This is a genomic window from Candidatus Merdisoma sp. JLR.KK006 (genome assembly GCF_036941035.1).
Lineage (GTDB): Bacteria > Bacillota > Clostridia > Lachnospirales > Lachnospiraceae > Laedolimicola.
Genome location: NZ_JAYMNS010000007.1, coordinates 1 through 26,790, shown reverse-complemented (window position 1 = coordinate 26,790; position 26,790 = coordinate 1). Strand labels below are relative to the sequence as shown.

The 26,790-nt window shown below is 44.5% G+C and carries 28 protein-coding genes, 7 tRNA genes and 1 rRNA gene; 4 read left to right on the top strand and 32 right to left on the bottom strand.

All coding sequences use genetic code 11. The features are described from left to right. Positions 1 to 212 precede the first annotated feature (212 nt). From ftsH to VSQ61_RS07655, 19 genes are all read right to left on the bottom strand, one after another. Entirely contained in the window at positions 213 to 2,048 is a 1,836-nt protein-coding gene (gene ftsH / locus VSQ61_RS07745; RefSeq protein ID WP_334343865.1) for an ATP-dependent zinc metalloprotease FtsH, read from the bottom strand. Positions 2,049 to 2,107: 59 nt separating this feature from the next. After that, entirely contained in the window at positions 2,108 to 2,635 is a 528-nt protein-coding gene (gene hpt, locus VSQ61_RS07740) for a hypoxanthine phosphoribosyltransferase (RefSeq protein WP_334343864.1), read from the bottom strand. Beyond that, positions 2,598 to 4,058 carry a tRNA lysidine(34) synthetase TilS gene (tilS, locus tag VSQ61_RS07735; RefSeq protein WP_334343863.1) on the bottom strand — a complete coding sequence of 487 codons (1,461 nt, stop codon included), beginning with the start codon at positions 4,056 to 4,058 and terminating at the stop codon, positions 2,598 to 2,600. Before tilS ends, hpt begins: the two co-directional genes overlap by 38 nt. 93 nt (positions 4,059 to 4,151) lie before the next feature. Beyond that, the gene (locus VSQ61_RS07730; RefSeq protein WP_334343862.1) at positions 4,152 to 5,558 is read right to left on the bottom strand and encodes a SpoIIE family protein phosphatase; all 1,407 of its coding nucleotides are present in this window, start codon (positions 5,556 to 5,558) and stop codon (positions 4,152 to 4,154) included. A gap of 250 nt (positions 5,559 to 5,808) precedes the next feature. Continuing rightward, positions 5,809 to 6,111 carry a septum formation initiator family protein gene (locus tag VSQ61_RS07725; protein ID WP_334343861.1) on the bottom strand — a complete coding sequence of 101 codons (303 nt, stop codon included), beginning with the start codon at positions 6,109 to 6,111 and terminating at the stop codon, positions 5,809 to 5,811. 67 nt (positions 6,112 to 6,178) lie between these two features. Next, positions 6,179 to 6,505, bottom strand: a complete 327-nt coding sequence (gene yabQ / locus VSQ61_RS07720) for a spore cortex biosynthesis protein YabQ (RefSeq protein WP_334343860.1) — start codon at positions 6,503 to 6,505, stop codon at positions 6,179 to 6,181. A gap of 20 nt (positions 6,506 to 6,525) precedes the next feature. Further along, the gene (yabP, locus tag VSQ61_RS07715; protein ID WP_334343859.1) at positions 6,526 to 6,810 is read right to left on the bottom strand and encodes a sporulation protein YabP; all 285 of its coding nucleotides are present in this window, start codon (positions 6,808 to 6,810) and stop codon (positions 6,526 to 6,528) included. 69 nt (positions 6,811 to 6,879) lie between these two features. After that, positions 6,880 to 7,119, bottom strand: coding sequence for an RNA-binding S4 domain-containing protein (locus VSQ61_RS07710; RefSeq protein ID WP_172544061.1), 240 nt, complete (start codon positions 7,117 to 7,119; stop codon positions 6,880 to 6,882). Between the two features lie 3 nt (positions 7,120 to 7,122). Further along, a complete protein-coding gene (gene hbs, locus VSQ61_RS07705; RefSeq protein ID WP_334343858.1) occupies positions 7,123 to 7,395 on the bottom strand; it encodes a non-specific DNA-binding protein Hbs in 273 nt (90 codons plus the stop codon). A 103-nt stretch (positions 7,396 to 7,498) separates the two neighbouring features. Further along, on the bottom strand, positions 7,499 to 7,909 hold the full coding sequence (locus VSQ61_RS07700; RefSeq protein WP_334343857.1) for a MazG family protein: 411 nt from the start codon (positions 7,907 to 7,909) through the stop codon (positions 7,499 to 7,501). A gap of 17 nt (positions 7,910 to 7,926) precedes the next feature. Beyond that, positions 7,927 to 9,609, bottom strand: a complete 1,683-nt coding sequence (locus VSQ61_RS07695) for a phospho-sugar mutase (protein WP_334343856.1) — start codon at positions 9,607 to 9,609, stop codon at positions 7,927 to 7,929. A gap of 122 nt (positions 9,610 to 9,731) precedes the next feature. Further along, a complete protein-coding gene (locus VSQ61_RS07690; protein ID WP_334343855.1) occupies positions 9,732 to 10,733 on the bottom strand; it encodes a CotS family spore coat protein in 1,002 nt (333 codons plus the stop codon). A 116-nt stretch (positions 10,734 to 10,849) separates the two neighbouring features. Next, entirely contained in the window at positions 10,850 to 12,226 is a 1,377-nt protein-coding gene (locus VSQ61_RS07685; RefSeq protein WP_502877023.1) for a CCA tRNA nucleotidyltransferase, read from the bottom strand. Between the two features lies 1 nt (position 12,227). Further along, positions 12,228 to 13,667, bottom strand: a complete 1,440-nt coding sequence (gene proS / locus VSQ61_RS07680; protein WP_334343854.1) for a proline--tRNA ligase — start codon at positions 13,665 to 13,667, stop codon at positions 12,228 to 12,230. 126 nt (positions 13,668 to 13,793) lie between these two features. Then, entirely contained in the window at positions 13,794 to 14,846 is a 1,053-nt protein-coding gene (locus VSQ61_RS07675) for an AI-2E family transporter (protein WP_334343853.1), read from the bottom strand. 94 nt (positions 14,847 to 14,940) lie between these two features. Then, on the bottom strand, positions 14,941 to 15,711 hold the full coding sequence (locus tag VSQ61_RS07670; protein ID WP_334343852.1) for an RluA family pseudouridine synthase: 771 nt from the start codon (positions 15,709 to 15,711) through the stop codon (positions 14,941 to 14,943). Between the two features lie 26 nt (positions 15,712 to 15,737). Further along, a complete protein-coding gene (locus VSQ61_RS07665; RefSeq protein ID WP_334343851.1) occupies positions 15,738 to 17,318 on the bottom strand; it encodes a glucose-6-phosphate isomerase in 1,581 nt (526 codons plus the stop codon). A 116-nt stretch (positions 17,319 to 17,434) separates the two neighbouring features. Beyond that, positions 17,435 to 17,716 (bottom strand): hypothetical protein, encoded by a 282-nt coding sequence (locus VSQ61_RS07660; protein ID WP_334343850.1) that lies wholly within the window; start codon positions 17,714 to 17,716, stop codon positions 17,435 to 17,437. 138 nt (positions 17,717 to 17,854) lie between these two features. Then, positions 17,855 to 18,568, bottom strand: a complete 714-nt coding sequence (locus VSQ61_RS07655) for a 5'-methylthioadenosine/adenosylhomocysteine nucleosidase (protein WP_334343849.1) — start codon at positions 18,566 to 18,568, stop codon at positions 17,855 to 17,857. Positions 18,569 to 18,776: 208 nt separating this feature from the next. On the opposite strand from VSQ61_RS07655, the gene VSQ61_RS07650 reads away from it, so the two are divergent. Next, on the top strand, positions 18,777 to 19,034 hold the full coding sequence (locus tag VSQ61_RS07650) for a TIGR03905 family TSCPD domain-containing protein (RefSeq protein ID WP_334343848.1): 258 nt from the start codon (positions 18,777 to 18,779) through the stop codon (positions 19,032 to 19,034). Between the two features lie 66 nt (positions 19,035 to 19,100). Here VSQ61_RS07650 and VSQ61_RS07645 read toward each other — a convergent pair whose 3' ends face one another. Next, positions 19,101 to 19,598, bottom strand: a complete 498-nt coding sequence (locus tag VSQ61_RS07645; RefSeq protein WP_334343847.1) for a DUF6147 family protein — start codon at positions 19,596 to 19,598, stop codon at positions 19,101 to 19,103. A 59-nt stretch (positions 19,599 to 19,657) separates the two neighbouring features. Then, entirely contained in the window at positions 19,658 to 20,410 is a 753-nt protein-coding gene (locus VSQ61_RS07640; protein ID WP_334343846.1) for a DUF4367 domain-containing protein, read from the bottom strand. Positions 20,411 to 20,504: 94 nt separating this feature from the next. On the opposite strand from VSQ61_RS07640, the gene murG reads away from it, so the two are divergent. After that, a complete protein-coding gene (gene murG, locus VSQ61_RS07635) occupies positions 20,505 to 21,575 on the top strand; it encodes an undecaprenyldiphospho-muramoylpentapeptide beta-N-acetylglucosaminyltransferase (RefSeq protein WP_334343845.1) in 1,071 nt (356 codons plus the stop codon). Between the two features lie 78 nt (positions 21,576 to 21,653). On the opposite strand, the gene VSQ61_RS07630 is transcribed toward murG, so the two are convergent. Beyond that, positions 21,654 to 22,196 carry a sigma-70 family RNA polymerase sigma factor gene (locus VSQ61_RS07630; RefSeq protein ID WP_334343844.1) on the bottom strand — a complete coding sequence of 181 codons (543 nt, stop codon included), beginning with the start codon at positions 22,194 to 22,196 and terminating at the stop codon, positions 21,654 to 21,656. A gap of 10 nt (positions 22,197 to 22,206) precedes the next feature. Next, positions 22,207 to 22,620, bottom strand: coding sequence for an HIT family protein (locus VSQ61_RS07625; protein WP_334343843.1), 414 nt, complete (start codon positions 22,618 to 22,620; stop codon positions 22,207 to 22,209). 201 nt (positions 22,621 to 22,821) lie between these two features. Here VSQ61_RS07625 and VSQ61_RS07620 point away from each other — a divergent pair, with 201 nt between their 5' ends. Continuing rightward, on the top strand, positions 22,822 to 23,469 hold the full coding sequence (locus VSQ61_RS07620) for a two-component system sensor histidine kinase NtrB (RefSeq protein ID WP_334343842.1): 648 nt from the start codon (positions 22,822 to 22,824) through the stop codon (positions 23,467 to 23,469). 239 nt (positions 23,470 to 23,708) lie between these two features. Here VSQ61_RS07620 and VSQ61_RS07615 read toward each other — a convergent pair. Beyond that, positions 23,709 to 23,781, bottom strand: a tRNA-Lys gene (locus VSQ61_RS07615). Positions 23,782 to 24,028: 247 nt separating this feature from the next. Here VSQ61_RS07615 and trmB point away from each other — a divergent pair. Further along, positions 24,029 to 24,667 (top strand): tRNA (guanosine(46)-N7)-methyltransferase TrmB, encoded by a 639-nt coding sequence (gene trmB / locus VSQ61_RS07610; protein ID WP_334343841.1) that lies wholly within the window; start codon positions 24,029 to 24,031, stop codon positions 24,665 to 24,667. 604 nt (positions 24,668 to 25,271) lie between these two features. On the opposite strand, the gene VSQ61_RS07605 is transcribed toward trmB, so the two are convergent. The 8 genes from VSQ61_RS07605 to VSQ61_RS07570 all read right to left on the bottom strand — a co-directional run. After that, positions 25,272 to 25,709, bottom strand: coding sequence for an Hsp20/alpha crystallin family protein (locus VSQ61_RS07605; protein ID WP_334344002.1), 438 nt, complete (start codon positions 25,707 to 25,709; stop codon positions 25,272 to 25,274). Between the two features lie 262 nt (positions 25,710 to 25,971). Continuing rightward, positions 25,972 to 26,044 (bottom strand) — tRNA-Phe (locus VSQ61_RS07600). Between the two features lie 53 nt (positions 26,045 to 26,097). Continuing rightward, positions 26,098 to 26,171: transfer RNA gene (locus VSQ61_RS07595), tRNA-Met, on the bottom strand. Positions 26,172 to 26,210: 39 nt separating this feature from the next. Beyond that, positions 26,211 to 26,292, bottom strand: a tRNA-Tyr gene (locus tag VSQ61_RS07590). A 12-nt stretch (positions 26,293 to 26,304) separates the two neighbouring features. Next, positions 26,305 to 26,377: transfer RNA gene (locus VSQ61_RS07585), tRNA-Thr, on the bottom strand. Between the two features lie 5 nt (positions 26,378 to 26,382). Beyond that, a tRNA-Val gene (locus VSQ61_RS07580) sits at positions 26,383 to 26,455 on the bottom strand. Positions 26,456 to 26,462: 7 nt separating this feature from the next. Further along, a tRNA-Asp gene (locus VSQ61_RS07575) sits at positions 26,463 to 26,536 on the bottom strand. Positions 26,537 to 26,621: 85 nt separating this feature from the next. Then, positions 26,622 to 26,790 (bottom strand): 23S ribosomal RNA (locus tag VSQ61_RS07570); the annotation flags it as partial.

Here is a 26,790-nt window from a genome sequence, read left to right as displayed (position 1 = left end):
TATCCTGCTGTCTTTTTTAGGAGAAGGTATTTCTTTTACTTATGGGGTGTAGCAAAAACTATATAATGTATTGGGGGTTTTACAAGTATTATTATAACACAGCATCAAAATAAGTGTGCACAAACTTCACAAAAATAGCATTTTTTTTTGTGAGGTTTTCACAAAAGAATTCCGTCATTATGACGGAATTCCCAAGTTCCAAATGTAATTCACTATAGATTAAACGCCCAAGAGTCCCCTTCCTTCTTGAAAAGAGCCTCAAATTCTTCCCGTGTAATCTTTTCCTTCTCAAGCAGAAGCTCTGCCGTCTTATCTAAAACCTCCCGATGCTCCAAGATAATCTCCCGTGCCTTCTGATAACACTCATCTACAATACGCTTAATCTCCATATCAATCTTGCTGGCAACCGCCTCTCCATACCCCTTAGTATGGCCAAAATCTCTTCCGATAAATACCTCTTCTTCAGAATCATAGTTTACAAGTCCAAGAGATTCTGACATTCCATATTTAGTCACCATGGCCCGTGCCACACCAGTCGCCTGCTTAATATCCTGGGAAGCGCCCGTGGTAATATCATCAAAGATCAATTCCTCAGCAATCCTGCCTCCTAAGGACACCTGAATATCCTGCAGCATCTTGCCTTTGGTATTAAACATCTCATCCTTTTCCGGAAGCGGCATGGTATATCCTGCTGCCCCCATACCTGTTGGAATAATAGAAACCGTATATACCGGCCCCACATCCGGAAGTACATGGAACAGGATCGCATGACCTGCCTCATGATAAGCCGTAATCCGCTTCTCCTTTTCGGAAACCACACGGCTCTTTTTCTCGGATCCGATTCCCACCTTCACAAAGGACTTGCGAATATCTTCCTGAACAATATACTGCCGTTCATCCTTAGCCGCAAAAATCGCCGCCTCATTCATCAAATTCTCCAGATCCGCACCCGTCATTCCTGCCGTAGTCTGAGCTACTTGCTTCAAATCCACATCCTCCGCCAATGGCTTATCCTTGGCGTGTACCTGCAAAATCTCCTCCCGTCCTTTTACATCCGGGCGGCCAACCATAATCTTTCGGTCAAATCGTCCCGGACGCAGGATAGCCGGATCCAGAATATCAACCCTGTTGGTTGCTGCCATAACAATAATACCCTCATTGATGCCAAAACCATCCATCTCTACCAATAGCTGGTTCAGGGTCTGCTCTCTCTCATCATGGCCTCCGCCCATGCCGCTGCCTCTCCGTCTGGCCACCGCATCAATTTCATCAATAAACACAATACACGGATGGTTCCGCTTAGCGTCTGCAAATAGGTCTCGAACTCTGGAAGCACCCACACCTACAAACATTTCCACAAAGTCGGATCCGGAAATACTGAAAAACGGAACGCCTGCCTCTCCTGCTACTGCCTTGGCAAGGAGCGTCTTACCTGTTCCCGGAGGTCCTTCCAGCAGCACACCCTTGGGAATCCGTGCTCCTACTTTGATATACTTCTGAGGCATCTTCAAAAAGTCTACAATCTCCCGCAGATCCTCCTTCTCTTCCTGAAGCCCTGCCACATCCTTAAAAGTGGTATGAATCTGCTCCTGAGTCGTCATCTTGGCCCGGCTTCTGCCAAAGTCCATCATCCGGTTATTGCCGCCGCCCGCCTGACGGTTCATCAGCATCATCATAGCAAATACAACCACCACGGCCACCAAAAGGGGAATACCCAGACTTTGAAGCCAGCTTTGATTCCTTACATTGTCATAAGCCACCGGAACTCCGGCCTTCTGTAACAGCTTTCCTGCCTCTACAGTATCCGGCACATTCACCTTAACCACAGTTCCGTCTGCCTTAACCAGTTCCACAATTCCGGTAGGTGCTGTCTCATTCTGCGTGATTACAGCCCGTTCAACCTTCCCTGATTGTACATCCTCCTGAAATTGTGTGTAGGTATACAAATTCTGCATCTCTGCTCTTTTTGCAAATTCTGCAACAAAAAACAAAAGCATTGCCAGGAGAATCAGATAAAAAAATGATACCCTGTATTGTCTGTTGTTCAATGTAGTTGTTCCTCCTATCCTAAGTTCCGCAAAGCTGCACTGCACAGCTCCTGCTGATTTTAATCCACAAATTCTATAATACCAATATAGGGAAGATTCCGATATCTCTGATCATAGTCCAGGCCATAGCCCACTACAAACTCATCCGGAATCTGGAAGCCTGTATACTTTACTTCCACATCCATCACCCTGCGTGAAGGCTTATCCAGCAGGGTACAGATGGTCATGCTCTTTGGATTCCTCTGTCCAAGCAGCTTTACCAAATGATTAAGAGTCCTTCCGGAATCAATGATGTCCTCTACAATAATCACATTTTTGCCCTGAAGGGGTTCATCCAAATCCTTACTCAGCTTCACCACGCCGCTGGACTTTGTTTCCGCTCCATAACTGGAAACCTGCATAAAATCCATGGTCACCGGAAGCGTGATCCGTTTTGCCAGCTCGCAGACAAAAAAGATACTTCCCTTCAAAATGCAGATCAAATGAACCTCCTGCCCTGCGAAGTCTTCACTGATCTTCTTTCCAAGCTCCTGAATCTTTGCATCAACCTCATCCTCCGGAATCATTACACGGACTTTCTCTGCCATCTTCCTCTCCTCCATATATCTGTACTTTCAAAATCTGTCTGGTATCCTCTGTCACTTTATACCTCTCGCTGATACGCATCCCCGGAATCCAAATGATATGGCTCCCATCCGCCAACAAAAGGAGCTCATCCCGCTCTCTGACCGGAACTTTTCGATCAATTAAAAAGTCCTTAAGCTTCTTTCTTCCATGAGCTCGATTAATCTCAAGATAATCCCCCGGTTTACGTCTGCGAATCTCCGGATAGTTCTCTATTTTATCATAATCAAACCATTTCGTATATGTTTTTTCAGAAATAAATTGATTTTTTTGCGGCTTTTCCAAGGAAAAAAACCATTTTTCTTCTCCTGCCATACAGCTTCCCGGAATCTTTGGACAAAAACTCATCTTCAGGCTGTTCTTCTCTTCCTTTGATTTTTCTATTCCAAGATATATGCCTTTATACTCCCGGATTGCTTTTCTCTCCCCCGGAAGGCAAAGACGGCTCCCTGTCTGCTTCCGGAATAACTCTCTTACCAAATGAATGTGACACCGCTCTATGTCCTTTAAGCCTCCGCCCGTCTCTGTCAGACAGCGGCGAATCAAGCGTTCTGCCAAAAGGGAAGGAAGGCTGTCAAAAGGTTCCTCCAGGATCAAATACCCTTCCTTTTCTCTTTGCACGCACAAATCAAATGCTTTCTCTGTCTCTTTTTCCAAATAATGCTCAATCTCAGACAGCTCCTCTGCTGTCTGAATCATATGGCGAACTGCCCCTGAATTAATATATTCCTTCGCACAGGCTAAGATGGTATGCCGGATTCGGTTCCTGGTATATGCCTCATCCTGATTTGTACTGTCTGTACACCAGGTAATTCCCTGCTTCTGAAGCCATGTAAGGATTTCCTGCCGCTCCGCACAGAGTAAGGGACGAATCAGACCGTCTCTCTTTGGCTCCATCCCTGCCAACCCTCGAAGTCCCGTCCCCCGAAACAGATGAAACAGCATCGTCTCCGCCTGGTCATCCCCATGATGCCCCACAGCAATTCGGTTGCAGCCCCATTGTGCGGCCTCCTGGCGAAAAACCTCGTAGCGGCAGATTCTTCCTGCTTCCTCCAGGGTTAGTCCATCTCTTTTTGCCCTCTTACGCACTTCCCGAGATATGCACCGCAAAAAAACCCCCTGTTCCCTACAAAGTTCTTCCACAAAGGCCTGATCCCGATCTGCCTCATCGCCCCGAAGGCCATGGTTCACATGTACTGCCATCAGTTCAAAATCTAATTCCTCCTTAAGCTTTCGTAACGCAAAAAGCAGGCAAACGGAATCGGGTCCTCCTGATATGCCTGCCATTACTTTATCCTTTGGCAGTATAAGCTGATTCTCTTTAATAAATGCACTGATTTTGGAAAGCACCGCCTCTCTAAGCCTCCCTTCACTCCCTGCCTTCACAGGAATATGGTTCCCGTTCAGCCTTTTGCCGTTACGGAATATCCGATCTCAGTATACAGGCGGTCTGCTTGAAAAGTCAACTCTCCCAATACGTTAATATTTCACAAGAGATACGGCAAGCACTGTCATATCATCCGAGGGCTGTTTATCTTGGTATTGCCGAACCCGACCCAGAATATATGCTGCCAGCTCCTTGGGATTCCCCGTATCGTGTTCCATAATGATATCTTTCATCAGTGCCTCCTGATGATCTGCCGGAAGGGCATCCATGACCCCATCTGTCACCATAATAACCATATCCCCATCATAAAGCTTTTTGCTGGAAGCATCCAAATCCAGCTTATGGAAAACACCTGCCGGAAGGCTGGTGGATGAGATCGTTTCCACCCAGTTTTCCCTCCGGATAAAAGTGGTTGATGCCCCCACTTTCAAAAACTCACAAATTCCCGTATACAGATCCAGGGAACTGATATCAATGGTAGAAAACACCTGTGCGTCAGAACGCACAATCAGTGCAGAGTTGATCATGCGCACTGCCGTCTCCTTTGTAAATCCAGCCTCCAAAAACTGTTCCAGCAGATCAATTACCCGCTCGCTTTCCTTGTAGGCTGTAATCCCTGACCCCATCCCATCGGAAAGCGCAGCAATAAATTGTCCCTCCTGACAATGGTAGAGGGAAAAATTATCTCCGGAAATCTGTTCCTCTCCTTTCACTGCCTTCTCTATCCCATAGAGCACCTCAAAGTTTGTCCGCTCCACAAACTGAATGGTAATCCGTTCACTCCCCACAAACGCCCGGCTGTCATGAGCCGGCATCATGGACTTTTTCATCAGCTTTGACAGAACTGCCGCAACCTCTTTTACTGCCACACAGCGCCGCCGTCTGGTATTCATCACCAAATAGACCTCCTGGCGTTTGCTTTCCTGCTGATATACCAGTACGCTATGAACGCAAAGTCCCATAGAACGCAGCTTTTTCTTCAAATGTGCCTCCAACTCTTCATCTGTACGTGTATCCCACGCATGTTCTACTGTATCTGTCATAATCTGTGCCATCTCATTTAGCTGTACGGCCACAGCTGCACGGTTTTCCTCCAACCGTGTATTCCAGATGAGATCCGTTTTAGAAGGCATGTCCAACACGGCTGCCCCTCCACTGGTTCCTTCTATTGATATTTCTTTTGTAGCGGATGTGCCGGAAAAGCTATCTGCCAAACTGCGAAAGGCCGTCTCATATTCCTTTACTCTTTCTCTGGCCGGATGGATTGGCCCATCTTCTTCCTCCGTGGGAATGGGTGTCAGGAGCCATTCCATCATGCTGCCGCAAATAACGGTCAGAGAACATACCAGAAGCCCCTGAGCCGCTCCCATCATCACCGCAAATTCCCCTTCTACCTGCAATAGTCCTACGCCAATCTGCATGGCCGCCACACATCCGCCGGCAATCACCCCATAAAGCCAGCTATAGTGTCCGACTTTACGTTCTTCTTCCTGCCTCATATCCTCAATCCTCCATTTTCTTCTGTGTGTGTCTGTGTAGTTGGGTATTATAGAGGACATAAATTGTTTTTTTTGTCGAATAAGGAGACCGTTTTTAAGAAAATTCAGACAAATTTGGACATAGAATTCTTATTCTTAAGTTCTTCAATTTTAGAAAAAACTTCAAAGTTTTCTCCAAAACTGTTTTTAACATAAAAATATACAAACAAAAAAGGAATGCCGTCTTTGAAACAGCACTCCTTGATATAACTTACTCAGAAGCTTTAAATAAAATCTCATCCTCATAAACAAGCCCCAGACGTTCTTTGGCAACCTCTTCCACATATTTCTTTGTCTGGACATATTTTTTCAATTCTTCGATTTCTTTTGTCCGTTCTTCTTCATCTGCAATGGCAGCCAGAAGTTCTTCCTCTCTCTGCTGATAAGCCTCGCCTTTTCCTCTCAGCTGCACCTTTCCTACAGAGGCCACAATCAGCAAACACAATATAGCAAAGGCTATAATGCGTAATCCCACACGCTTACTTCGCTGCAAAGCACGTCTTGTCTTCGTCATTCTTATTGTGCACCTCCTATTGTTAGCCTGCATCTTTCAAGCAATGCCTCATAATATCATTGCTCTTTTAGGATGATTTAGAGTTTATTATAACCTGTTTAACAGAATTATGCAATTTTTTTCCTATCTTTTTCAATATTTTTGCAACCTGCAGGTACAACAGCATTCCAAGCACGACTGCGGCAATTGCAAAGCCCCTGATTGCACCGCTGTTTTCCAGATACAGCATGCGGAAAATGCTCACCCCGCAAATTAACCAGTACAAAATATCCTCCACTGCCACTGCCGCCGTTCCATGGGGAATTAATCTGCGGAAAATTCGGATCACGTCATAGGATATCATCATCAATACTCCCAGCAAAAAGGCCTTGAAGAAAAACTGCAGTTCAAACAAAATCCCTTCACTCATAGGCGCTATTTAAACAGGCGGCCCAGCAGCGATGCCCCCGCCTTCTGAAAATCCGCCACTTCCGAGTAGGCCATGCTGTCAATGCGGCCTTCAATATCCACTTCGCCCTTTTCCAGTGTCAGGCGGTTCACATGCAGATCTGCCCCCTTAATGGTCAGCATTCCCTGCTCCGTCTCCAATAAAATTTCCGCAATGTCAAACGAAATTACATCTGTCACTCCACTGATAGTACCTGTCCGTCTATTGTTCAGCAAAATTCTGTGAGATTTCGCATACTGCTTCTCTTCCAAATAAAAGACCTCCTAATATATTCAACCTGTTGTTAAATATATTAGGAGGCAGTCTATTTTATTCTTGATTTAAAGATATTTGTACAATTCTTTTGCTTCGTCTTTTTTTACGGTCTCCTGAACATCCAGAACTTCTACCTTTACAGACTTTGTACCAAACTGTATCTCTATGACATCTCCTGCCTTCACATTCACAGATGCTTTGGCAGTCTTACCGTTGACCAGAACTCGTCCCGCATCGCAGGCTTCATTTGCCACAGTCCGCCGCTTTATGAGACGGGAAATCTTTAAATATTTATCTAAACGCATCGATTAGTTCAGAGCATCCTTTAATGCTTTTCCCGCTTTGAATCTGGGAGCCTTGGAAGCCGCAATGGTCATGGTCTTGCCAGTCTGAGGATTTCTTCCCTCTCTTGCTGCTCTCTCGGATACTTCAAAGGTACCGAATCCAACTAACTGGATCTTTCCGCCCTTTTTCAGCTCCTCTGTAATAACATCTGTAAATGCCTTCAAAGCCTTCTCTGCGTCTTTCTTAGATAATTCTGTCTGCTCTGCAATTGCAGCTACTAATTCCATTCTGTTCATCGGTGTTTCCTCCTAAAAAATAAAGTCTTGTTGTTTTGAAGGATATGTCTGTGTGTGTGTTCCATATCTTCTTTCCTATTTATACTCGTTTCTTATCTGTTTGTCAAGGATTTTCCCGTTTTTTCTCTTCCTTCAAAGCTTTCTCCTGCGCTTTTATTGCATTCCAGCTCGCCAGTCCTTCCTCCGCAGTCAATGCTTTTTGGCTCCCGAACACATGGGGGTGACGGCGCACCAGCTTCTGTGCAAGCATATCTACCACATCCTCTATGGTAAAGCGTCCTTCCTCTGCTGCAATCTGACTGTGCATCAAAACCTGCAGCATCACATCGCCAAGCTCTTCACAGAGGTTCTCGTCATCCTGATTCTCGATTGCCTCTATGACCTCTTCGCTCTCTTCCCTGAGACATTTAATCATGCTCTCATGGGTCTGCTTTCTGTCCCATGGGCAGCCATGCTCGCTCCGAAGCTCTGCTACGATATTAAGAAGCTCCTGGTAGGTGTATCTTTTCTCCATGTCCGCTTTTCATCCTCTTATGAAAAAATGGGCTTTAAGGCTGCTGCCAGTGTGTCCTTCTGCGCCTGTGCCTCTGCCAGATCTTTTCCCAAGGTTGTAAAGTAGGTTTTGATCTTCGGTTCTGTTCCGGACGGCCGAACAATAACCTCTGCGCCGCCTTCCAGCTTATAGATCAGTACATTGGCTGCAGGCAGGCCGGTTTCTTCCGGTTTCTTAAAGTCTGTTACTTTTACTACCGAATATCCGCCGATCTCTTTGGGCGGATTCTTGCGCAGGTCATCCATGATGCCGGACATCTTATCCATACCGGATAAGCCTGGGAACTCGAAGCTGTCTACTTTATTTAAATAGCGGCCATATTTGTCATAGATTTCTTCCATTCTCTGCTTTAAGGAAGAACCGATGCTTCTGTAGTATGCTGCCATCTCGCAGATCAACATAGAACCGATAATAGCATCCTTGTCACGTACATAGGGACCTGCCAAATAGCCGTAGCTTTCCTCAAATCCAAAGATAAAGCGGTCTACTTCTCCTGCTGCCTCAAGCTGTGCAATCTGATCTCCGATCCATTTGAAGCCGGTCAGGACGCTTCGAAGCTCTACACCATAGTTTTCTGCTACTGCATCTGCAAGAGGTGTGGAAACAATAGATTTTACCGCAACTGCTTTCTCTGGCATGGTGCCCTTTTCTATGCGGCCCGCACAGATATAATCCAATAAGAGCACACCCACTTCGTTGCCGGATACCAGCTCATAGCTTCCGTCCGGACACTTCATAGCAATGCCGACGCGGTCTGCATCCGGGTCTGTGGCCAGCATCAGATCTGCGCCAGACTTTTCTGCCAGCTCAAGCCCCAGGCGGAGCGCTTCAAAAATCTCCGGATTGGGATAAGGACAAGTGGGGAAGTTGCCGTCCGGATACTGCTGTTCCGGAACAATGGTAATATCGGTAATGCCTATATCCTTTAAAATCCGCATAACAGGAACGAGACCGGAACCGTTAAGAGGAGAGTAGACCAGCTTTAAACCTGCCGTCTCACAGATTCCCGGCCGTACGCTCCGGGCCTTAATTGCATCGTAAAGGGCTTCCTTGCAGTCATCTCCAACATAGGCAATCATACCTGCTTCTATGCCTTCTTCAAAGCTCATCATTTTTGCTCCGGTTAAGATATCTGTTTTCTGAATCTCCGCATAAACAATATCAGCCGCCTCGTCTGTCATCTGGCAGCCATCCGGGCCATAGGCCTTGTAGCCGTTGTATTTTGCAGGATTGTGAGAAGCAGTAACCATAATACCTGCATTTGCCTCATAAAAACGGGTAGCAAAGCTTAAGGCCGGTACTGGCATCAGTGCGTCATAGATACGTACCTTGATTCCATTTGCAGCCAGTACACAGGCAGCGGTTTTTGCAAATACATCGCTGTTAATGCGGCTGTCATAGCTAATAGCTACCAGTTGATTCCCGCCCTGTGTTTTTACCCAGTTGGCCAGACCCTGAGTTGCCTGGCGGACTACATAAATGTTCATGCGGTTAGAACCCGCTCCTAATACGCCCCGGAGTCCGGCTGTGCCGAATTTTAAGGCTACTGCAAAGCGATCTTTGATCTCCTCGTCATTTCCTTTGATGGTTTCCAGTTCTTCCTTTAATGCCGAATCTTCCAAGTCTGCTTCTGACCAACGTTTGTAATCTTCTAAATACATAGTTTTACACCCCATTCCTATATTATGAAGGCTTGCCTTCATTTACATATGATTTTAATAAATTTGGATATAAAAGTCAATGTATTACTAAAAGCAGTATTTTAAGGGATGCTTTTATCCAGTCAGGGGCCGAATTGCAGGGTGTGTTTTATCATTTTTTTTCTTTGAGCTTCTTGTTCCAGGAAGACTTCCAGTTTTTCTGTGCTCTTTTCCGGAATCCAGGCTTTGTTGGCATTGTAGTAGTGGTGGGCCAGTTTCCAGACCTTTTCGGGGTAGTACAGACAGGCAGCCAGATAGAAGCGTTCTGTTTCTGATAAGGGCCGGGCTGTCTCGTAGGCGTGCAGCATTCGCAGAGCCAGGCTTTCGTTCCAGTTTTGCTTTTCCATAATTTTGCGCAGGAAAAGGCAAAGATCATTGATCTGCACGTTTATCTCACAGCGCTGAAAGTTTACAACGGCTGCGGATTGGCGGTTGATGAAGATATTATGGTGTATGTATTCCCCATGACAGATGTGCTCTTCTTCTTTTGCCTTTTGCCAGAGCTGTTCATAGTCGGAAGATGCCATCTGTCCAAGAACATAGCCGCCATCTTCCATAATCTGCCGGGCATACTTTAGAAAAAGCAGTTCGAAGCTTCCTTTTCTGCGCTTGCTTCGGATAAAGTTTTGAACTCTCTTTAGTTCTCTGTTATGCTTTTCCAGCTCAGTCCTTCGGTCATTTCCCAAAAGCCGGCATGTTGGCCCGGACTCTGCACCCCATATTCCCCGAGCTGTCTGGTGAATCCGTGCAAGCACCTCCATGCTCTTTAACAGGTCTGCCTCACTGTGGGTATCACACTCTTTACCAGAAGGCCAGTTTTTAATGAGCCAGGTGGTGTCATATTCCCCTTGGGAAATCAATTCTCCCTCCAGATTTGCGACAGCCCGATCAACCTGGCAGACTCCCTCCTGCTCCAGTTTTGCAAGCACCATCTGTTCATAGGGAAGTTTTGTTTTGGAGCCTGCAAATTCTTTCAATAATTTCAGCCCCTGTTCTGTCTCCAGCATAATTGCACCCCGGCCGCCAAAACTCCGAAGTAATTTGATGTCATACTGCTCTAAAATTTGCAGTGCCTTTTCGTTCACAAAAATCCCCCCGTTCCTTTCAAATCTATGAAGAAACGAGGGGAATTATGCACTTAGTATTTTGTTCTTTTGCTCTTGATTCTGCCTGTTGGCGCAAGCATCCATGGGAGCCTTTATCACATAGGAAGATGAGATAACAAATATTGTTTTGTATTATATTCCGGATGTTCAATTACCAGTTCCAAAAGCTCTTTTAAAACCGCTCCAAGCTTTGGCCCCGGCTCCAGACCTGCCTCTATCAGATCGCTTCCTGTTACTGCCAGTTCTTTTAAGGAGAGACAGTTTTGTTCCTCAAGGATTTGCTGATATAAGTTTTCCAATACTTCCAATGCCTCCAGCTTTTCCCGATGCATGGACGGGTTCTGGGCCAAAATATCTGCCCGGCGGAGCTTTAAATAATCCGGAAAATATTCTTTTCCAATCCGGAACACTGCCCGGCGTACACCTCTTGGAGTTGGCGGGATCTGCAGATAATCATGAACACGCACCAGATGCTTTACCCTGTAAATCGTATCGTTATCAAACTTCATGCGGTGCAGAATATTATCCGCTAGCTCTGCGCCGGCATCTCCATGACCAGGAAAGTGATCCACTCCCGGTTCGTCTCTGGTATGGGTCAGGGGTTTTCCAATATCATGAAGGAGAGCTGTCAGCCGCAGCACCTTATCCGCCTCCACTTCCTGCAGGGCTAATAGAAGATGCTCTCCTACACAGCAGCAGTGATGCGGATGATTCTGCGGCGTCTCCATGCAGGCATCGAATTCCGGCAGTATCACTTTTGTAATGCCTGTGTCATAAAGAGTTCGAAAAGTCTCCGGATGCCTGGAAGTTAAAAGCTTCACCAGCTCCGTCTGAATCCGTTCTGCGCTGATTCGTGTAAGACTGGGGGCAAATTGAGCCACAGCCTTTCTTGTATTTTCTTCTATGTCAAAGCCTAATTGAGCAGAAAATCGTACCGCCCTTAAGATTCGCAGGCTGTCTTCCGTAAATCGTTCCTGAGGCTCTCCCACGCAGCGAATCCGTCTCCTTTTCAGATCCCCTATCCCATCAAATGCGTCTATTAGGCCTTCTGTATCATTATATGCCATGGCATTGATGGTAAAGTCTCTTCTTTTTAAATCCTCTAAAAGACTTGGTGTAAAGATAACCTCCAGGGGGTGCCTGCCATCCCGATATTCTCCGTCTATGCGGTAAGTGGTTACTTCAAAGCCTTCCTTCCCCAGAAGCACAGTTACGGTTCCATGCCGTATTCCAGTATCAATGGTTCTTGAAAACAAAGCCTTAACTTGCTCTGGCCTGGCATTGGTGGTAATGTCCCAATCTGCCGCCGGACGGCCCAGAATGGCATCACGCACACAGCCCCCCACTGCATAGGCTTCATACCCTGCTCCTATGAGACGGCCGATGATTTGATTCGCTTTTGCTGGTATCTCTATCCTCATGTCACAGTTTATTTCTTTTGGTCTGCTTTTACTCATTTCATAAATGTTCACATTAATATGCCTTGCCCCAATATACCATGGATTTTGCAGGCTTTCCGCAGCAGATGCAGGTATCGGAAAGCTTTTCCTGCCGGAAAGGCATGCACCGGGAGGTCGCTGTGGTATCTTCTTTGATCTTGTCCTCGCATGCCTGTTCCCCGCACCACATAGCTCTTACAAAGCCTGGCTTTTCCTCCAGAGTCTTTACAAATTCCTCATAGGTCGCCACATCATAGGTATGGGCATCCCGGTGGGCTCTTGCACGCTCCAGCATCTCCTTTTGCATGGTATCCAAAACCTCTGCCAGCTTTCGGGACAGCTCACCCAGAGATACAATGGTCTTCTCACGGTTGTCACGCCGCACAATCACGGCTTGATTTGCCTCCATATCCTTGGGGCCAATCTCGATTCTCACAGGGATTCCTTTCATCTCCTGCTCAGAGAACTTCCAGCCGGGACTCTTATCAGAGTTATCTACCTTTACTTTAAAGCCTGCCTCAATAAGCTCATCCCGAATAGCAAATGCCTTATCCAGAACGCCCTCTTTATGCTGGGCAATGGGAATCACCATCACCTGTACAGGCGCAATCCGAGGCGGAAGCACCAGTCCGCTGTCATCTCCGTGTACCATAATAATGGCGCCAATCATTCGGGTGGTCATGCCCCAGGAGGTCTGATGTACGTACTGGAGCTGGTTATCTCTGTCTGTATACTGAATCTCAAATGCCTTTGCAAATCCATCTCCAAAGTTATGGCTGGTGCCGGACTGCAGAGCCTTGCCGTCATGCATTAAGGACTCAATGGTGTAGGTTGCCTCTGCACCTGCGAATTTCTCCTTATCAGTCTTCTGGCCCTTGATAACCGGAATGGCCAGTACTTCCTCGCAGAAATCCGCATACACATTCAGCATTTGAATGGTACGCTCCTCTGCTTCCTCTGCCGTGGCATGGGCTGTATGCCCCTCCTGCCACAAGAACTCTCTGGAACGCAGGAAGGGACGGGTGGTCTTCTCCCAGCGCACAACGGAACACCACTGATTGTATACCTTGGGCAGATCCCGGTAGGACTGAACCTCCTTTGCATAGAAGTCACAGAACAAGGTCTCAGAAGTAGGCCTTACACACATCCGCTCCTGCAATGGCTCCAAGCCGCCGTGGGTTACCCAGGCAACCTCCGGAGCAAAGCCCTCTACGTGATCCTTTTCTTTTTGAAGGAGGCTTTCCGGGATAAACATGGGAAGATATACATTTTCCACACCCGTTGCTTTAAATCTGGCATCCAGCTCCTTCTGGATATTTTCCCAGATCGCATAGCCTGCCGGCTTAATTACCATGCAGCCCTTTACACTTGTATAATCAATCAGCTCCGCTTTCTTTACAACATCCGTGTACCACTGGGCAAAATCCGTTTCCATGGATGTAATTGCTTCCACCAGCTTCTTATCCTTTGCCATCACTGTTCTCCTCTCAACGCCAAAATGCTTTCTAGTTTCTGATTCTGACTGGGCCTTTTGCTGCCCGGCTTTAAACTCTTATCATTTTATTACCGGCATATGGCCTTTGTCAAGGAAAACACGCCGTTAATCCAGGTTTATCTGCCCCCACAGTTCTCTTACCAGCAGAACCGACAGGGGGCCAAGAATGATCCCTCCAAAGCCGTAGAGCTTGACTCCAACATAAACACTCATAAGAACTACGATTGGCAGGACTCCCAGGCGATTTCCAATCAGCTTCGGTTCAAGAAGCTCTCTTGTCAGCATACAGATTCCATAGGTTACAGCCAAAACGATAAGAGACGCATACTTTTTTTGGAGCAAAAGCACCAAAATCCACGGAACAAAGACAGCCCCTGTTCCGAATACCGGCAAAGCATCCAGAAATCCAATCCCGATTCCCACAAAGACAGGCGCCTTTGATGCCCCCGAAATCCACACGCCAAGAATACTTAACAGCATAACAATCCCCATAATGATGCATTGGGCCTTCAAATAGCCTCCCACAGCATGAAGCATTCCTCGAATAGATGCTGCAACCTTTTCATAAAGGGGATATTTTTTTCCCATCTCTTTAATTGTATCAAAGTCTGCTGACAAAAGAAGCACAGAAATCCCTGTTACCAGCAGCGCCGTCACCCAGGAGCCTGCTCCCTTTAAGAATTGCCAGGAACCATCGAAAGCCCCCGGCAAGATATTCTGCCGGGCCTGATCCCGAAATACATTTAACTGATCTGTCACAAAAATCCGCACGCCGGATGCCTCTACATGGAAAAATTCACTGACACTGTCGCAGCAGTCATACAGAAATTCTTCCATCTGTCCCCACGTTTCCATATCCGCCCCCACACGTACCGCCAGACTTCCCAGCTCTTTCACTGCTGCATAAAAGCCAGTTATAATAAGAATAGCCGTCAAAAGAAGCAGCACAGCCATCACATAGGGCGGTTTGATGTGCAAATGCCTTTTCATCCATCGAAGAAGCGGCCAGCTCCAGCAGACTATAAAGCCTGCAAGCAAAAACGGAATCACAAGGGGCACCAGGTACTTCATTCCCAGATACACGCCAACTATGATTCCGATCTTTTTCCAAAGGGTTTTCTTTTCCCTTATCCACTTCATGGCCGTTTCCATTTCCATTAAGTTCCCTCCGCTTGCGCTTTTGTTTCCATGGAAATAGTATAAGTGAAAAGATAAATTTTACCCTGTTACATTCATCCAAATACTGTTTTTATCATATGCAAAATGGAGCAAAAAACGGATTTTCCGGCTTTATTTGAAATACCACAGGCTCTTTTATCTTAGGGTGTACGAATTCCAGCCGATAGGCACACAATGCCGGATAGGACTTATCCACAGAATCCACATTTTCCTGAAAACGTCCATATTTCCGATCTCCCATAAGAGGTGTCCCCATCCCCGCCATCTGCACTCGGATTTGATGGTGGCGTCCTGTCAAAAGCTGTATTTCTGCCAGTTTCCGGCCTTCAATTGCCTGCAAAATCCGATAGCGGAGAACTGCTTTTTTAGCTCCCGGCGTTCCCTCCTGTACAATTGCGGAACAGTTTTCTTTTCCATTTTTTTTCAAAAAATCTACTATTTTCGACCAGTTATCCACCGATTTTTCCACATTTTCATTAAGTTTTCCACCATCTTTTCGGTTTTTCCGATATTTTTTAACAGAATTATCCACACTTTCCAAAACTGCCAGGTAACTCTTTTTCATTCGTCCATCCTGAAGCTGACGATTCAGCTCTGCTGCCGCAGTGCTGGTTTTGGCAAACACCAGAAGTCCCTCCACCGGCTGATCCAGGCGATGAACGATCCCTAAATAGGGAGTTTGATCTGCACAGAGCTTTTGTTCATTAAGGGATTTCTCATATAAATAATTTTTCAGCATACTTTCACAGTCTTTCGCTCCCACTCGGGCACTCTGGACAGGAACACCTGCCGGCTTATATAAAACCAGCAGGTGTGCATCCTCAAATACAATCTTCAAATTCATTTTATAATCTCTTTAAAAGTATTTCTTTAAATATCCAACAGTTCGCTGTACATCTTTAATGCTCCGTCAGTCTCATGGGCAAGCACACGCTTTGCCAGTACCTTGCCCAACTGTACACCTTCCTGGTCGAAGCTGTTCACATTCCATACGAATCCCTGGAACATCACTTTGTTCTCAAAGTGTGACAAAAGGGCTCCCAAGGATGCCGGAGTCAACTGGTCTCCAATGATAATACTGGACGGACGGCCGCCCTCGAAGCGTTTGTTTGGATTCTCATCTTCTTTTCCGCAGGCGAAAGCTACGATCTGAGCTGCTACGTTCGCACAGAGCTTCTGCTGGCTTGTGCTGTCCTGAATCACCACATCTACACCCATCTGATTGTTTTTAAAGCCTACAAACTGCAGCGGTACAATATTCGTTCCCTGATGAAGCAGCTGATAGAAGGAATGCTGTCCATTGGTTCCCGGTTCGCCGAAAATAACCGGTCCTGTGGGATAATCTACCGTCTCGCCAAAGCGATTGACAGACTTTCCGTTAGATTCCATATCCAACTGCTGCAAATGAGCCGGGAAGCGGCCCAGAGCCTGTGAATATGGCAGCACAGCCGTACTCGGATAACCCAGAACATTGCGCTCGTATACACCGATCAGCGCATCCAGCATCGCCGGATTCTCCAGCATATTTTTATTTTTGGAAAGAACATCCTCTGCCGCTGCGCCAGCCAGGAACTCTTCAAATACCTCCGGTCCGAATGCCAAAGATAAGATTACACCGCCCACTGCAGAAGTGGAGGAATAACGGCCGCCAATGTAATCGTCCATAAAGAAAGCTGCCAGATAATCATCGCTCTTGGCAAGAGGTGAAGTCTCGCTGGTCACGGCAACCATGTGCTTGGACGCATCAAGACCTGCCTTCGCAAGCGCATCCTTCACAAAGGATTCATTGGTCAGGGTCTCCAAGGTTGTACCGGATTTGGATACAAGTACGAAAATAGAATGTGCCACATCAATAGAATCCAAAACAGCCGCCGCATCATCCGGATCTACGTTGCTGATGAATTTTGCTTCCATTTTCAGAGTGTTGTTTTTCTTTGCCCAGTTTTCCAGCGCCAAGTACATAGCTCTGGGCCCCAGATCACTTCCGCCGATGCCAATCTGTACCACAGTGGTAAACTTCTCACCTGTTGCATTTACAATCTCTCCTGCATGGACTTTGTTCGCCAGTTCTGTATACTTTCTCTGCTGCTCTGCGTAAAATGTACGCTTATCCACACCCTCAACCACCACAGCCTCTCCTAACTGTCCACGGGTCAAATGGTGCAGCACACGGCGCTTCTCGCCGGTATTGATTACTTCTCCATTATACAGAGCCTCAAACTTCTCCGTAAGCTGTGCCTCATCAGCCAGCTTTGCAAGGACTGCCAGCACCTCATCGTCTATCTGCTTTGCCGCATAATTATAGGTAAGACCTCCTGCCATAGAAACGCTGTACTTTTTCACACGCTCTGCGCCGTTCTCTCCGGTCATGGCTTCCACGAGGTTTACACTCGTTACCTTTGCAAGCTCCTGATATGCATCTAGGGTATCTAGATTTTTCCAGCTTATCATAAATCGTATCCTCCTTAATCTCCTGCGCTTTTCAGCTTTCTGTTATTGGTATTGTAACATATTTATCCAAATTAATCCACTGGTGAACTCCTTATTTTCCGAAATATCTTCCTGTATTAGCCTAAAAATTCTGTCAATACTTCTTTTAAAAGCTGTTCCTCTGATTGATTTAAAGATCGTGCCTGTTTTGGTTCTTCTTTTTTATCTCTTTTTACCTCTCGATGAGCTTCCTCCTGAAAATTGGGATAGCTCTCATTTGCCCTTCCTCCAAAACTATTCCTTAAAAGCTCTCTCCGATTTTCCTTCATAAGTGCTGAAAGCTCCCGGATATCTGCCCGAATACATAAAAGCAATATCATAAGTGCTGCCCAGCCTATTGTTAAACCTATTTCAAACATCCGGATTTCCCCCTGCCTGTCCTGACTTTTTCTTACATTATACATGGGGATCGGAACCGTGGAAAGAATGGTTTAGCGCCAGGCTTCGACAAAAGTCTTCACCTGGCGCTCTCATTCGTCTTTTTCTTTCTTCTGCTTTTAAAAGGTATCCTCCGGAATCTGAGATACAAATTCCTCAATAAGTTTTACGGAATGCTGAATGGCCTGCTGCTCAAAGGTTGGATAGTCCATGGCGGCGCTGTCATCTGCTTTGTCGGAAATGGCTCTTACTATTACAAAGGGCACCCGGTTCAGATAAGCGGCCTGAGCGATAGCTGCTCCCTCCATTTCCGTGCAGTAGCCTTCCGTCCAGGAGGCTATCTCATTTTTGACGGTGCGTTCTGCGATAAATTGATCGCCTGTTACGATTCGGCCAACAAATACATTTATATCTGGATTGACTTTCCGGCATGCTTCTTTGGAAATGGATATCAGCTCCGGATCTGCCGGGAAGCTTATGGTATCCATTCGGGGGATCTCACCTCTGGAATAGCCAAAGTTCCGGGCATCCACGTCATGCTGAAGGGCATCGGAGGATACAACGATATCTCCAATGTTGATCTCTGCCTTCAGTGAACCCGCAATTCCGGTATTGATCAGCTGGCTTACATTGAATACATCTATTAAAATCTGTGCGCACAGTCCGGCATTGACTTTTCCGATTCCGCTGCGCACTACTACAATCTCATGATTATTCAGAGTACCCTGATAGAATTCCATGGAAGCCTTTTTGACAATGACTTCTATGTCCATCTTTTCCTTTAATAGAGCTACCTCTTCTTCCATCGCTCCGATAATTCCGATTCTTCCCATATACGTTCTCGCTTTCTTTTTTCTTTTGGAGCCTTTGCTTCTAGTCGGCATCGTGTGCATATATTGCTGCATTGGCTTGCCTTTGTTTATTTTAGCAATATTGATGTGGAATTGCAACCTTTTTACAGTATTCTCCGGTTATTGACGTACTTTTTCGGGACTGTTATAATTGCTATGTCTGAGGATAACGAAAGGAGGATTAAGCTTTATGACATATCGAACTAAGGGAACCTGCTCTATGGCTATTCATGTGGAATTGGCTCCGGATCATACGATTGAAAATGTAGAATTCGTCGGCGGATGCTCTGGAAATACCCAGGGGGTGGCTGTTTTGGTTAAGGGTATGAAGGCGGAGGAAGCCATTGAAAAAGTGGAGGGGATTCGCTGTGGAGCAAAACCTACATCCTGCCCGGATCAGTTGGCGAAGGCTTTAAGGTTGGCTTTGGAGGAAGATGGGAAACGGTAAGGCTGGAAGGCCTTACCGTTTTTTCTGGTTAAACTTCTTTATTTTTTCGTCACCACAAATTTAATACTATGAAGCTGTTAGAACTCCTGTATTTGTTGTTGTCGATTCTGTTTTAGAATCTTTTGACACACTATGTCCACCTCTAGCCATATAATGCCATCCGCTTTTCACCGAAATACTGGTCTTGCTTCCATGGCAAGAAGATACATTTTCTCTCGAAAAATAATAACTGCCAATTTGACTAAATGTTTTACCCCCATTTGAGCTTTCATCCAAATAAATTCCTACTTTTACTGTATCACATATTGCATGAGCTGTTGTTGTTCCTGAAATACTTACCTTTCCTGTTCCTGCATCTTTAATTCCACAAATGCTTTCTTTCAAATAGACTCCCCTTGCAATTCCATACCAATGATCAATACATTCTTCTTCTGTTTCTGTGTATTCATGATATCCTGGTACTACCATTTCTTCGGCATTTGCAGTTAATCCATCAGGTATCCATAACCCTACTACTAACATAACACACAAAAAAGCTGAAACCATTTTTCTTTGTTTTCTCAATTTAATCCTCGACCTCTCTTTTTAATATCCTCTATTTTTCTGCAAAACAGATTTTTCATTTATTCATTATTGAAAATAATTCCACATAGAATATTTTCAAACTCATCCAACTCTATATCACTTGACAAGTAATAAAAAGCATTTGCATATTCCATTTGCGTTTGGTAAACTATCTTCCCATTTGTTTCATTAACTTTCAGAATCTCTAATTCTTTTCCTAAATAAAAACTTTCTATTGTATCAATTACTTGCCCATCTAAGTTTGTAATAAAAGATGCATCCTTATTCTGCTTATTTTCATATATAGTTAAAATGTGATTATTATAGTAAAACTCCATTAAAGCTTCACCCATCTCTGTATCAATAAAAACATCTCCCAATTCCATCCCTTGCGGTTTATCGCTTAACCTTAAAGCTAGAATGCCAATCTCTTCTTCTATCTTCTCATAAGCCTCTTTTTCTGTTAGTTCAACATAAAATATATCATCTGTACTTGCCACTATATCAAGCTTTCCATTTTTCTTGCGATTTTCCACATTTAGCACATACAATCGGGCCCCATTCACACCTACTCCAACTATTGTGACGAGCACCATAACCATAGCAGCAGTCGCCAGGGCTTTTCTTGAAAGCTGACGCTTTCTAGCCTTTGCTTCTTCTTTCTCCCGAATCCGCTTCATCAACTGTTCATAGGAATCCTCCGGCATTTCCAGGGATGCAAGTTCTTTTTTTGTGTTCACCCTCCTTTCCAAAATAAGCGCTTCCGTTTCAATCTCTTGTGTTAATCTTTCTTTTAAATCCTCTTTCTCCATGATATTTCCTTTATTTTCGCAGAATATGAATTGACAGACGAATGGGAACCTATCATAATAACCATAGATTGTTTATCTCTATGGAGGTTTGATAATGAAACGTATTCTTTTGACCGGCGGCGGAACTGCCGGACATGTAACTCCCAATCTTGCACTTCTGCCAAGACTTCGCGAACTGGGCTATGAGATCTCTTACATGGGTTCCTACAATGGGATCGAACGGAAGCTTATCGAAGAGCTGCAGATTCCTTACTACGGAATCTCTTCCGGAAAGCTTCGTCGTTACTTTGATCCAAAGAACTTTACCGATCCCTTTAAAGTAATTAAAGGTTACGAAGAAGCCTGTCGGATCATAAAAAAGCTTTCACCAGACGTTCTGTTTTCCAAAGGCGGCTTTGTGTCCGTCCCGGTGGTTCTGGCCGCCAGGCGCTACCACGTACCCACAATCATTCATGAGTCTGATATGACACCCGGTCTGGCCAATAAGCTGTGCATTCCCTCTGCTCGAAAGGTCTGTTGCAATTTTCCTGAAACCTTGCAGTATCTTCCTTCAGAAAAGGCAGTACTCACAGGATCACCTATCCGTCAGGAGCTTCTTGACGGGAACCGACTGAATGCTCTGCGCTTTACAGGCCTTTCCGCTAACAAACCTGTTATTCTGGTTATGGGCGGAAGCATGGGCGCCGTAGCTGTAAATGAAGCTGTCCGCAAGATCCTTCCAACGCTTTTGAAAGAATTCCAGGTGGTTCACCTCTGTGGCGCCGGAAAGCTGGATACTTCCCTTGGACATCTGGGCGGATATGTACAATATGAATATATCCAAAGCGAATTAAAGGATCTCTTCGCCCTTGCCGATATTGTCATCTCCCGTGCAGGTGCCAATGCCATCTGCGAACTTCTGGCCCTAAAAAAACCCAGCCTGCTCATTCCTCTTTCCGCTGCTGCCAGCCGGGGAGATCAGATCTTAAATGCCAGATCTTTTGAAAAGCAAGGCTTTAGCATGGTTTTGGAGGAAGAAAAAATCACCAATGAAGCTCTGCTTCAAGGGATTCATTCTCTCTATAAAAATCGCTTTTCCTTCGTCTCCGCCATGAGCAACAGTAACCAGACAGATTCCATCGAAACCATCATCAACTTAATCGAAGCCGCTGTCTCACATGCTTGATAAAAATACAGAAGCCTCTTGCGTTTGTCACAATCCCCTTGGGGCTATGGACAGACGCAAGTCTTCCGATTTTTCATTTTATAATGTCTCATAATCATTCTGATAATGGGCAAACAGCCACTTCTTTGCCTTCCGCAAATATACATCTACAGTACTTAAAGATACGCCGCGTTGCTTTGCAATTACCTTCCTTGGAATCTCCAAATACTCTGCAAGAAGAAAAACCTCATACCAATTGCAATTCTTTTGCCGCAGACCTTCCATCATTCTGCCCAACAGCTCTCTTCTGGCTTCCTGGTCTATGTGCAGATCAATACAATTTTCGCACTCCAAGATACACTCAAGCTCTGCCGTGCCGCTAAATAGAAGGCTATAGTTTCCGCCCTTTCGGCAGTAATCACGGGCTTCATTGGAAGCAACTACTACCAGCCAGGATTTTACACGTTCTTCATCTACATGATTCTGATAGCCATACAGCTTTTCAAAAGTCTTCTGGCAGATATCCTGAGATAAATGATAGTCTTTTGTAATATCGTAGGCTATTTTCAGTATCAGATTCTTATACTTTTCGTAAATTTCCTTAAATTTTTCATTTGTACTAATCATTTTACTCTCTAACAAATAGCCTCCTTTACTTTTTCTTCAGTAATGCTGTCAATTCTTCCAGTTCTTCTGGAGATGCTTTCCCCTGATTCCAAGTAATTCCTGCTGTGTCACCCTCGTATCGCGGAATCAGATGCAGATGAAAATGAAATACCGTCTGTCCGGCTGTCTCACCATTATTCTGTACCAAATTAAAGCCATCGCAGCCCAAAGCTTCTTTCATCTGACCTGCCAGCTTTTTTGCCAGAACCATAGCTTTTTTGCACAGCTCGTCATCCAACTCAAAGAGATTGTCAAAATGTTCCTTTGGTACAAGCAATGCATGCCCCCGTGTGGCCGGATTCAAATCCAGAAACACACGGAAATCCTCATCCTCATAAATCGTGGAAGAAGGGATCTCACCATTTGCAATCTTGCAAAAAATGCAACTTTCCTTTTTCATAACTCGCCCTCTTTCTTTTAATTCTGCCAGGTATTACCCCTGTCATTGTCGAATTTTGCCGACGGGTTCTATATTGTCAACCCCGTCTGTGCGTGTTACACTTATTTCCAGAAGCAATACCATTGAAAACAAATTTCAGCCGGAATGTGCGCTTCAAATAAATGCACAGACACATGCTCTGAAAGCATTGGGAGACAAATCATGGAAGATACAATTTTTACCGTTTCAAAAATAACACACGAAATTCGCAACCCGCTAACACTGATCAACAGTTCACTTCAGCTTATAGAATCCATGCATCCGGAAGTGAAGGATTTTCAATTCTGGTCACAGACTTTAGAGGACATGGCCTATGTCAATCAATTGTTAGATGATCTGGCTGCTTACAGTGACAAACGGCGCTTTTTTATGTGTGAGGTGGATTTAAAGGAAGTTATACATTCTTTAGAAGAGGGTTTGAAGCCCTATGTTCTTATGAGCAAAAAACATTTCTCCGTACATATGCCGGCACAGCTGCCCTCTGTCTTTGGAAATCCAGTGAAATTAAAGCAGGCATTTCTGAATCTTCTCAAAAATGCCTTTGAATCCACGGGAGAAGATGGCTGCGTCTCTATGTCTGTCAGGAAATATCTTGATCAGATCATTATTCGAATCTCAGATGACGGTTGCGGAATGAATCAGGAAACCATCGAAACGCTTTTCACACCCTTCTCATCCCAAAAGCCATACGGCACCGGTCTCGGGCTTGCAATTACACAGAAAATTATTCATGCACATTATGGTGAAATAGAAGTATCTTCAACCTTGAGTCGAGGAACCACCTTTACGATTACCCTTCCTCATCTATAAACACATTTTAGTATATTTTTCCAGTTATTACAAGCAATTTTTGAAAAAAGTCCCCAAAAAGTTACAAATCATTCTATAATTCGTATTATTTGCCTAAAAAACCTAAAATTTACGCAAAATGCTGAAATATCTTCGTCATTAAAACCGTATCATGTAATATTCTCTTATTTATCAATTATCATAAATAGCATTAAAAAAGCACCGACCCCACGGTAAATCCGTAAAACCAGTGCCCTGCGTGCGCGATCAGGGGTTCGAACCCTGGACACCCTGATTAAGAGTCAGGTGCTCTGCCAGCTGAGCTAATCGCGCTTCTCTATCTTTTCTTTTCGTCACTTTTTCGACGCAAGAATTATTATAATGCATTGTTTTATAAAATGCAAGTACTTTTTTTATATTTCTTGATCTTTTTTTTATTTTCTTATAAAATAATTATAATTCTTGGGCCGGAAAGAGTAATATTTCCTTTTTCCCATATTATTATAGACATATCTTTGGGAATTTATCCCTCTTTGCAGTTGAATTTTCAAGAATACTTTGCACAGAAAAGGAGAAAATCGTGAGACTTCGTAAAATTAAAGGAGCTGATGAGGCTGTTGCAACAAGCCCCTATGTAATACATGAGGATTTGGAGGCGCCCAATGATTGGCACAAAATTTTTAACAATGACCATCCTCTCCATGTAGAAATCGGTATGGGAAAGGGACGTTTTTTGATGGAGCTGGCAAAGACTAATCCCCAGATCAATTACATTGGCATTGAGCGCTACACCAGTGTTCTTATCAAAGCCATTAAGAAAATGGAAGCTGCGCCTTTACCCAATCTTTATTTCATGTGTGTGGATGCTGCTAATCTGGAACAGTTCTTTGCCCCTGGAGACGTTATGCGCATTTATTTGAATTTTTCTGATCCCTGGCCTAAAGATCGCCACGCCAGACGGCGGCTGACTTCTGTGGAGTATCTAAAGCGTTATGATACAATTCTGTCACCTTCAGGACAGCTTGAATTTAAGACAGATAACGAGTCCCTTTTTGATTTTTCTTTAGAGAGTATTAAGGAAGCCGGCTGGAAACTCCTTGCCTGCACTCGTAATCTGCATCAGGATCCGAAAATGAATCTGGGAAATATTATGACAGAATATGAGGAAAAGTTTTCCGCACAAGGTAACCCCATTTATAAATTGATTGCTGCTCGTTGAGCTCATTTTCAGATAATTCTCCTTATATTTCGACATTGACAATGTCAAGAACAATTTCGTGATTTTTTATCACTAAAAATATTTTATCTGATTTGTACAGAACGTATATTCTCAAATTTACTATGTAAACTCACAAATCGGATGGGGAAAATGTGGATAATGTGGATAACTTTGTTGATAACCTGCTTTTCCAGTCTTTTTTCTAATTTCAAATGTGGATAACTTTTTTCTAATTTTCTACTCTTAGATTGATTTTTTTGAGTGTGCCAAAAAGTTTGTGCAAATTGTAGAAATGTATTTTTTCGAACACTTTTTTTCAAAATGGCCTGTCTGAAAATATTTTGTGTCTGTTTGAATAAAAGAATAAATTATATGAAATAATGAAACAATTTCTATTACTTTTCACATCCAATCCAATCACTCAGCTATCGGATTGGATGCAGGGCAGTCTCTATTACAATCCGCACTTTAATATATAATATAAAAAACGATTGCTGCAAAAGGGGCTCCCCCCTTCTACAGCAATCCTACTTTTTTGGACATTCGCTTTTCAATTAGCTTTTATTCCAGTATATGATTTTAAGCGCCTTTCCTATATTTCAATTTATCCTTCGATAGCAATAAATTTATTTTCCTCTACCGGCTTTTGTTCCTCTATCTTAGGTACAGTGAGCTTCAAAATACCATTCTCAAACTTAGCACGAATGTCTTCTTGCTTTACTGTCTCTCCTACATAGAAGCTTCTGGAACACTGGCCTATATAGCGTTCTCGCCGAATGTAATTCCCTTTCTCATCCTTTTCATCATTTGTCGCATTCCTGGAAGCCTGAATGGTCAAATACCCGTCCTTAAGCTGAGCTGTCACATCCTCCTTTGCATAGCCCGGAAGCTCCATCTCCAGCTCGTAAGCACCGTTCATCTCCTTTACATCTGTCTTCATCAAGCTGGTCTCTCTCTTTGAACCTTTGGAAAATCCACTGTCAAACGGAAAGTCCATCCACTCATCAAACAAACTGTTTCCAAAAATACTCGGCATCATCATCATAATTCATTCCTCCTAACATGTTTATCAACTTATTTTTCCACTTTTTTATGAGTTGATACCTTTTTTAACTTTTTTTGTTTACAAATATACTATAACTCTTATTGTTAGCACTGTCAATAGGTGAGTGCTAATTTTCTGTGAACTTTCTGTGAAATTCAAATAATTACGAAAATTATCTCAATAAAAATACTGCACATCTCCTTTGGAAGAACTGCAGCATAATCTTTGGGAAAATAACATTTTTTAAGACATTAAAAAATGCCCAGAACCGGAATCGAACCAGTGACACGAGGATTTTCAGTCCTCTGCTCTACCAACTGAGCTATCTGGGCTAATAAACGTAGGAGCACGAATCATCTTACACCTATGCTTCGTGCTGCCTGAGTGGCGAGGACAGGATTTGAACCTGTGACCTTCGGGTTATGAGCCCGACGAGCTTCCAGACTGCTCCACCTCGCGATATATGAAATTTACTACAACAGAATTCTCTGTCGTGAGTGGGGGAAAGTGGATTCGAACCACTGAAAGCACAGCTAACAGATTTACAGTCTGCCCCCTTTGGCCACTCGGGAATTCCCCCTTATTAAATTAGAGCCGATGATCGGACTCGAACCGATAACCTGCTGATTACAAATCAGCTGCTCTGCCAATTGAGCCACATCGGCAGGAATGGGACCTATAGGGCTCGAACCTATGACCCTCTGCTTGTAAGGCAGATGCTCTCCCAGCTGAGCTAAGATCCCTTATAAGCGACCCGAATGGGACTCGAACCCACGACCTCCGCCGTGACAGGGCGGCGCTCTAACCAACTGAGCCATCGGGCCATTACACCTTCAAAACTATATACTGAAATATCTCTTACATCTTGGTCTTACTTCTTTTCCTGTTCTTCCTCTTCCTATGACGTCTTTGGTCAAGCCCTCGACCGATTAGTAGCAGTCAGCTCCATACATTACTGCACTTCCACCTCTGCCCTATCTACCTTATCGTCTTTAAGGGGTCTTACTGCTTTCACATGGGATATCTCATCTTGAGGGGGGCTTCACGCTTAGATGCCTTCAGCGTTTATCCCTTCCCG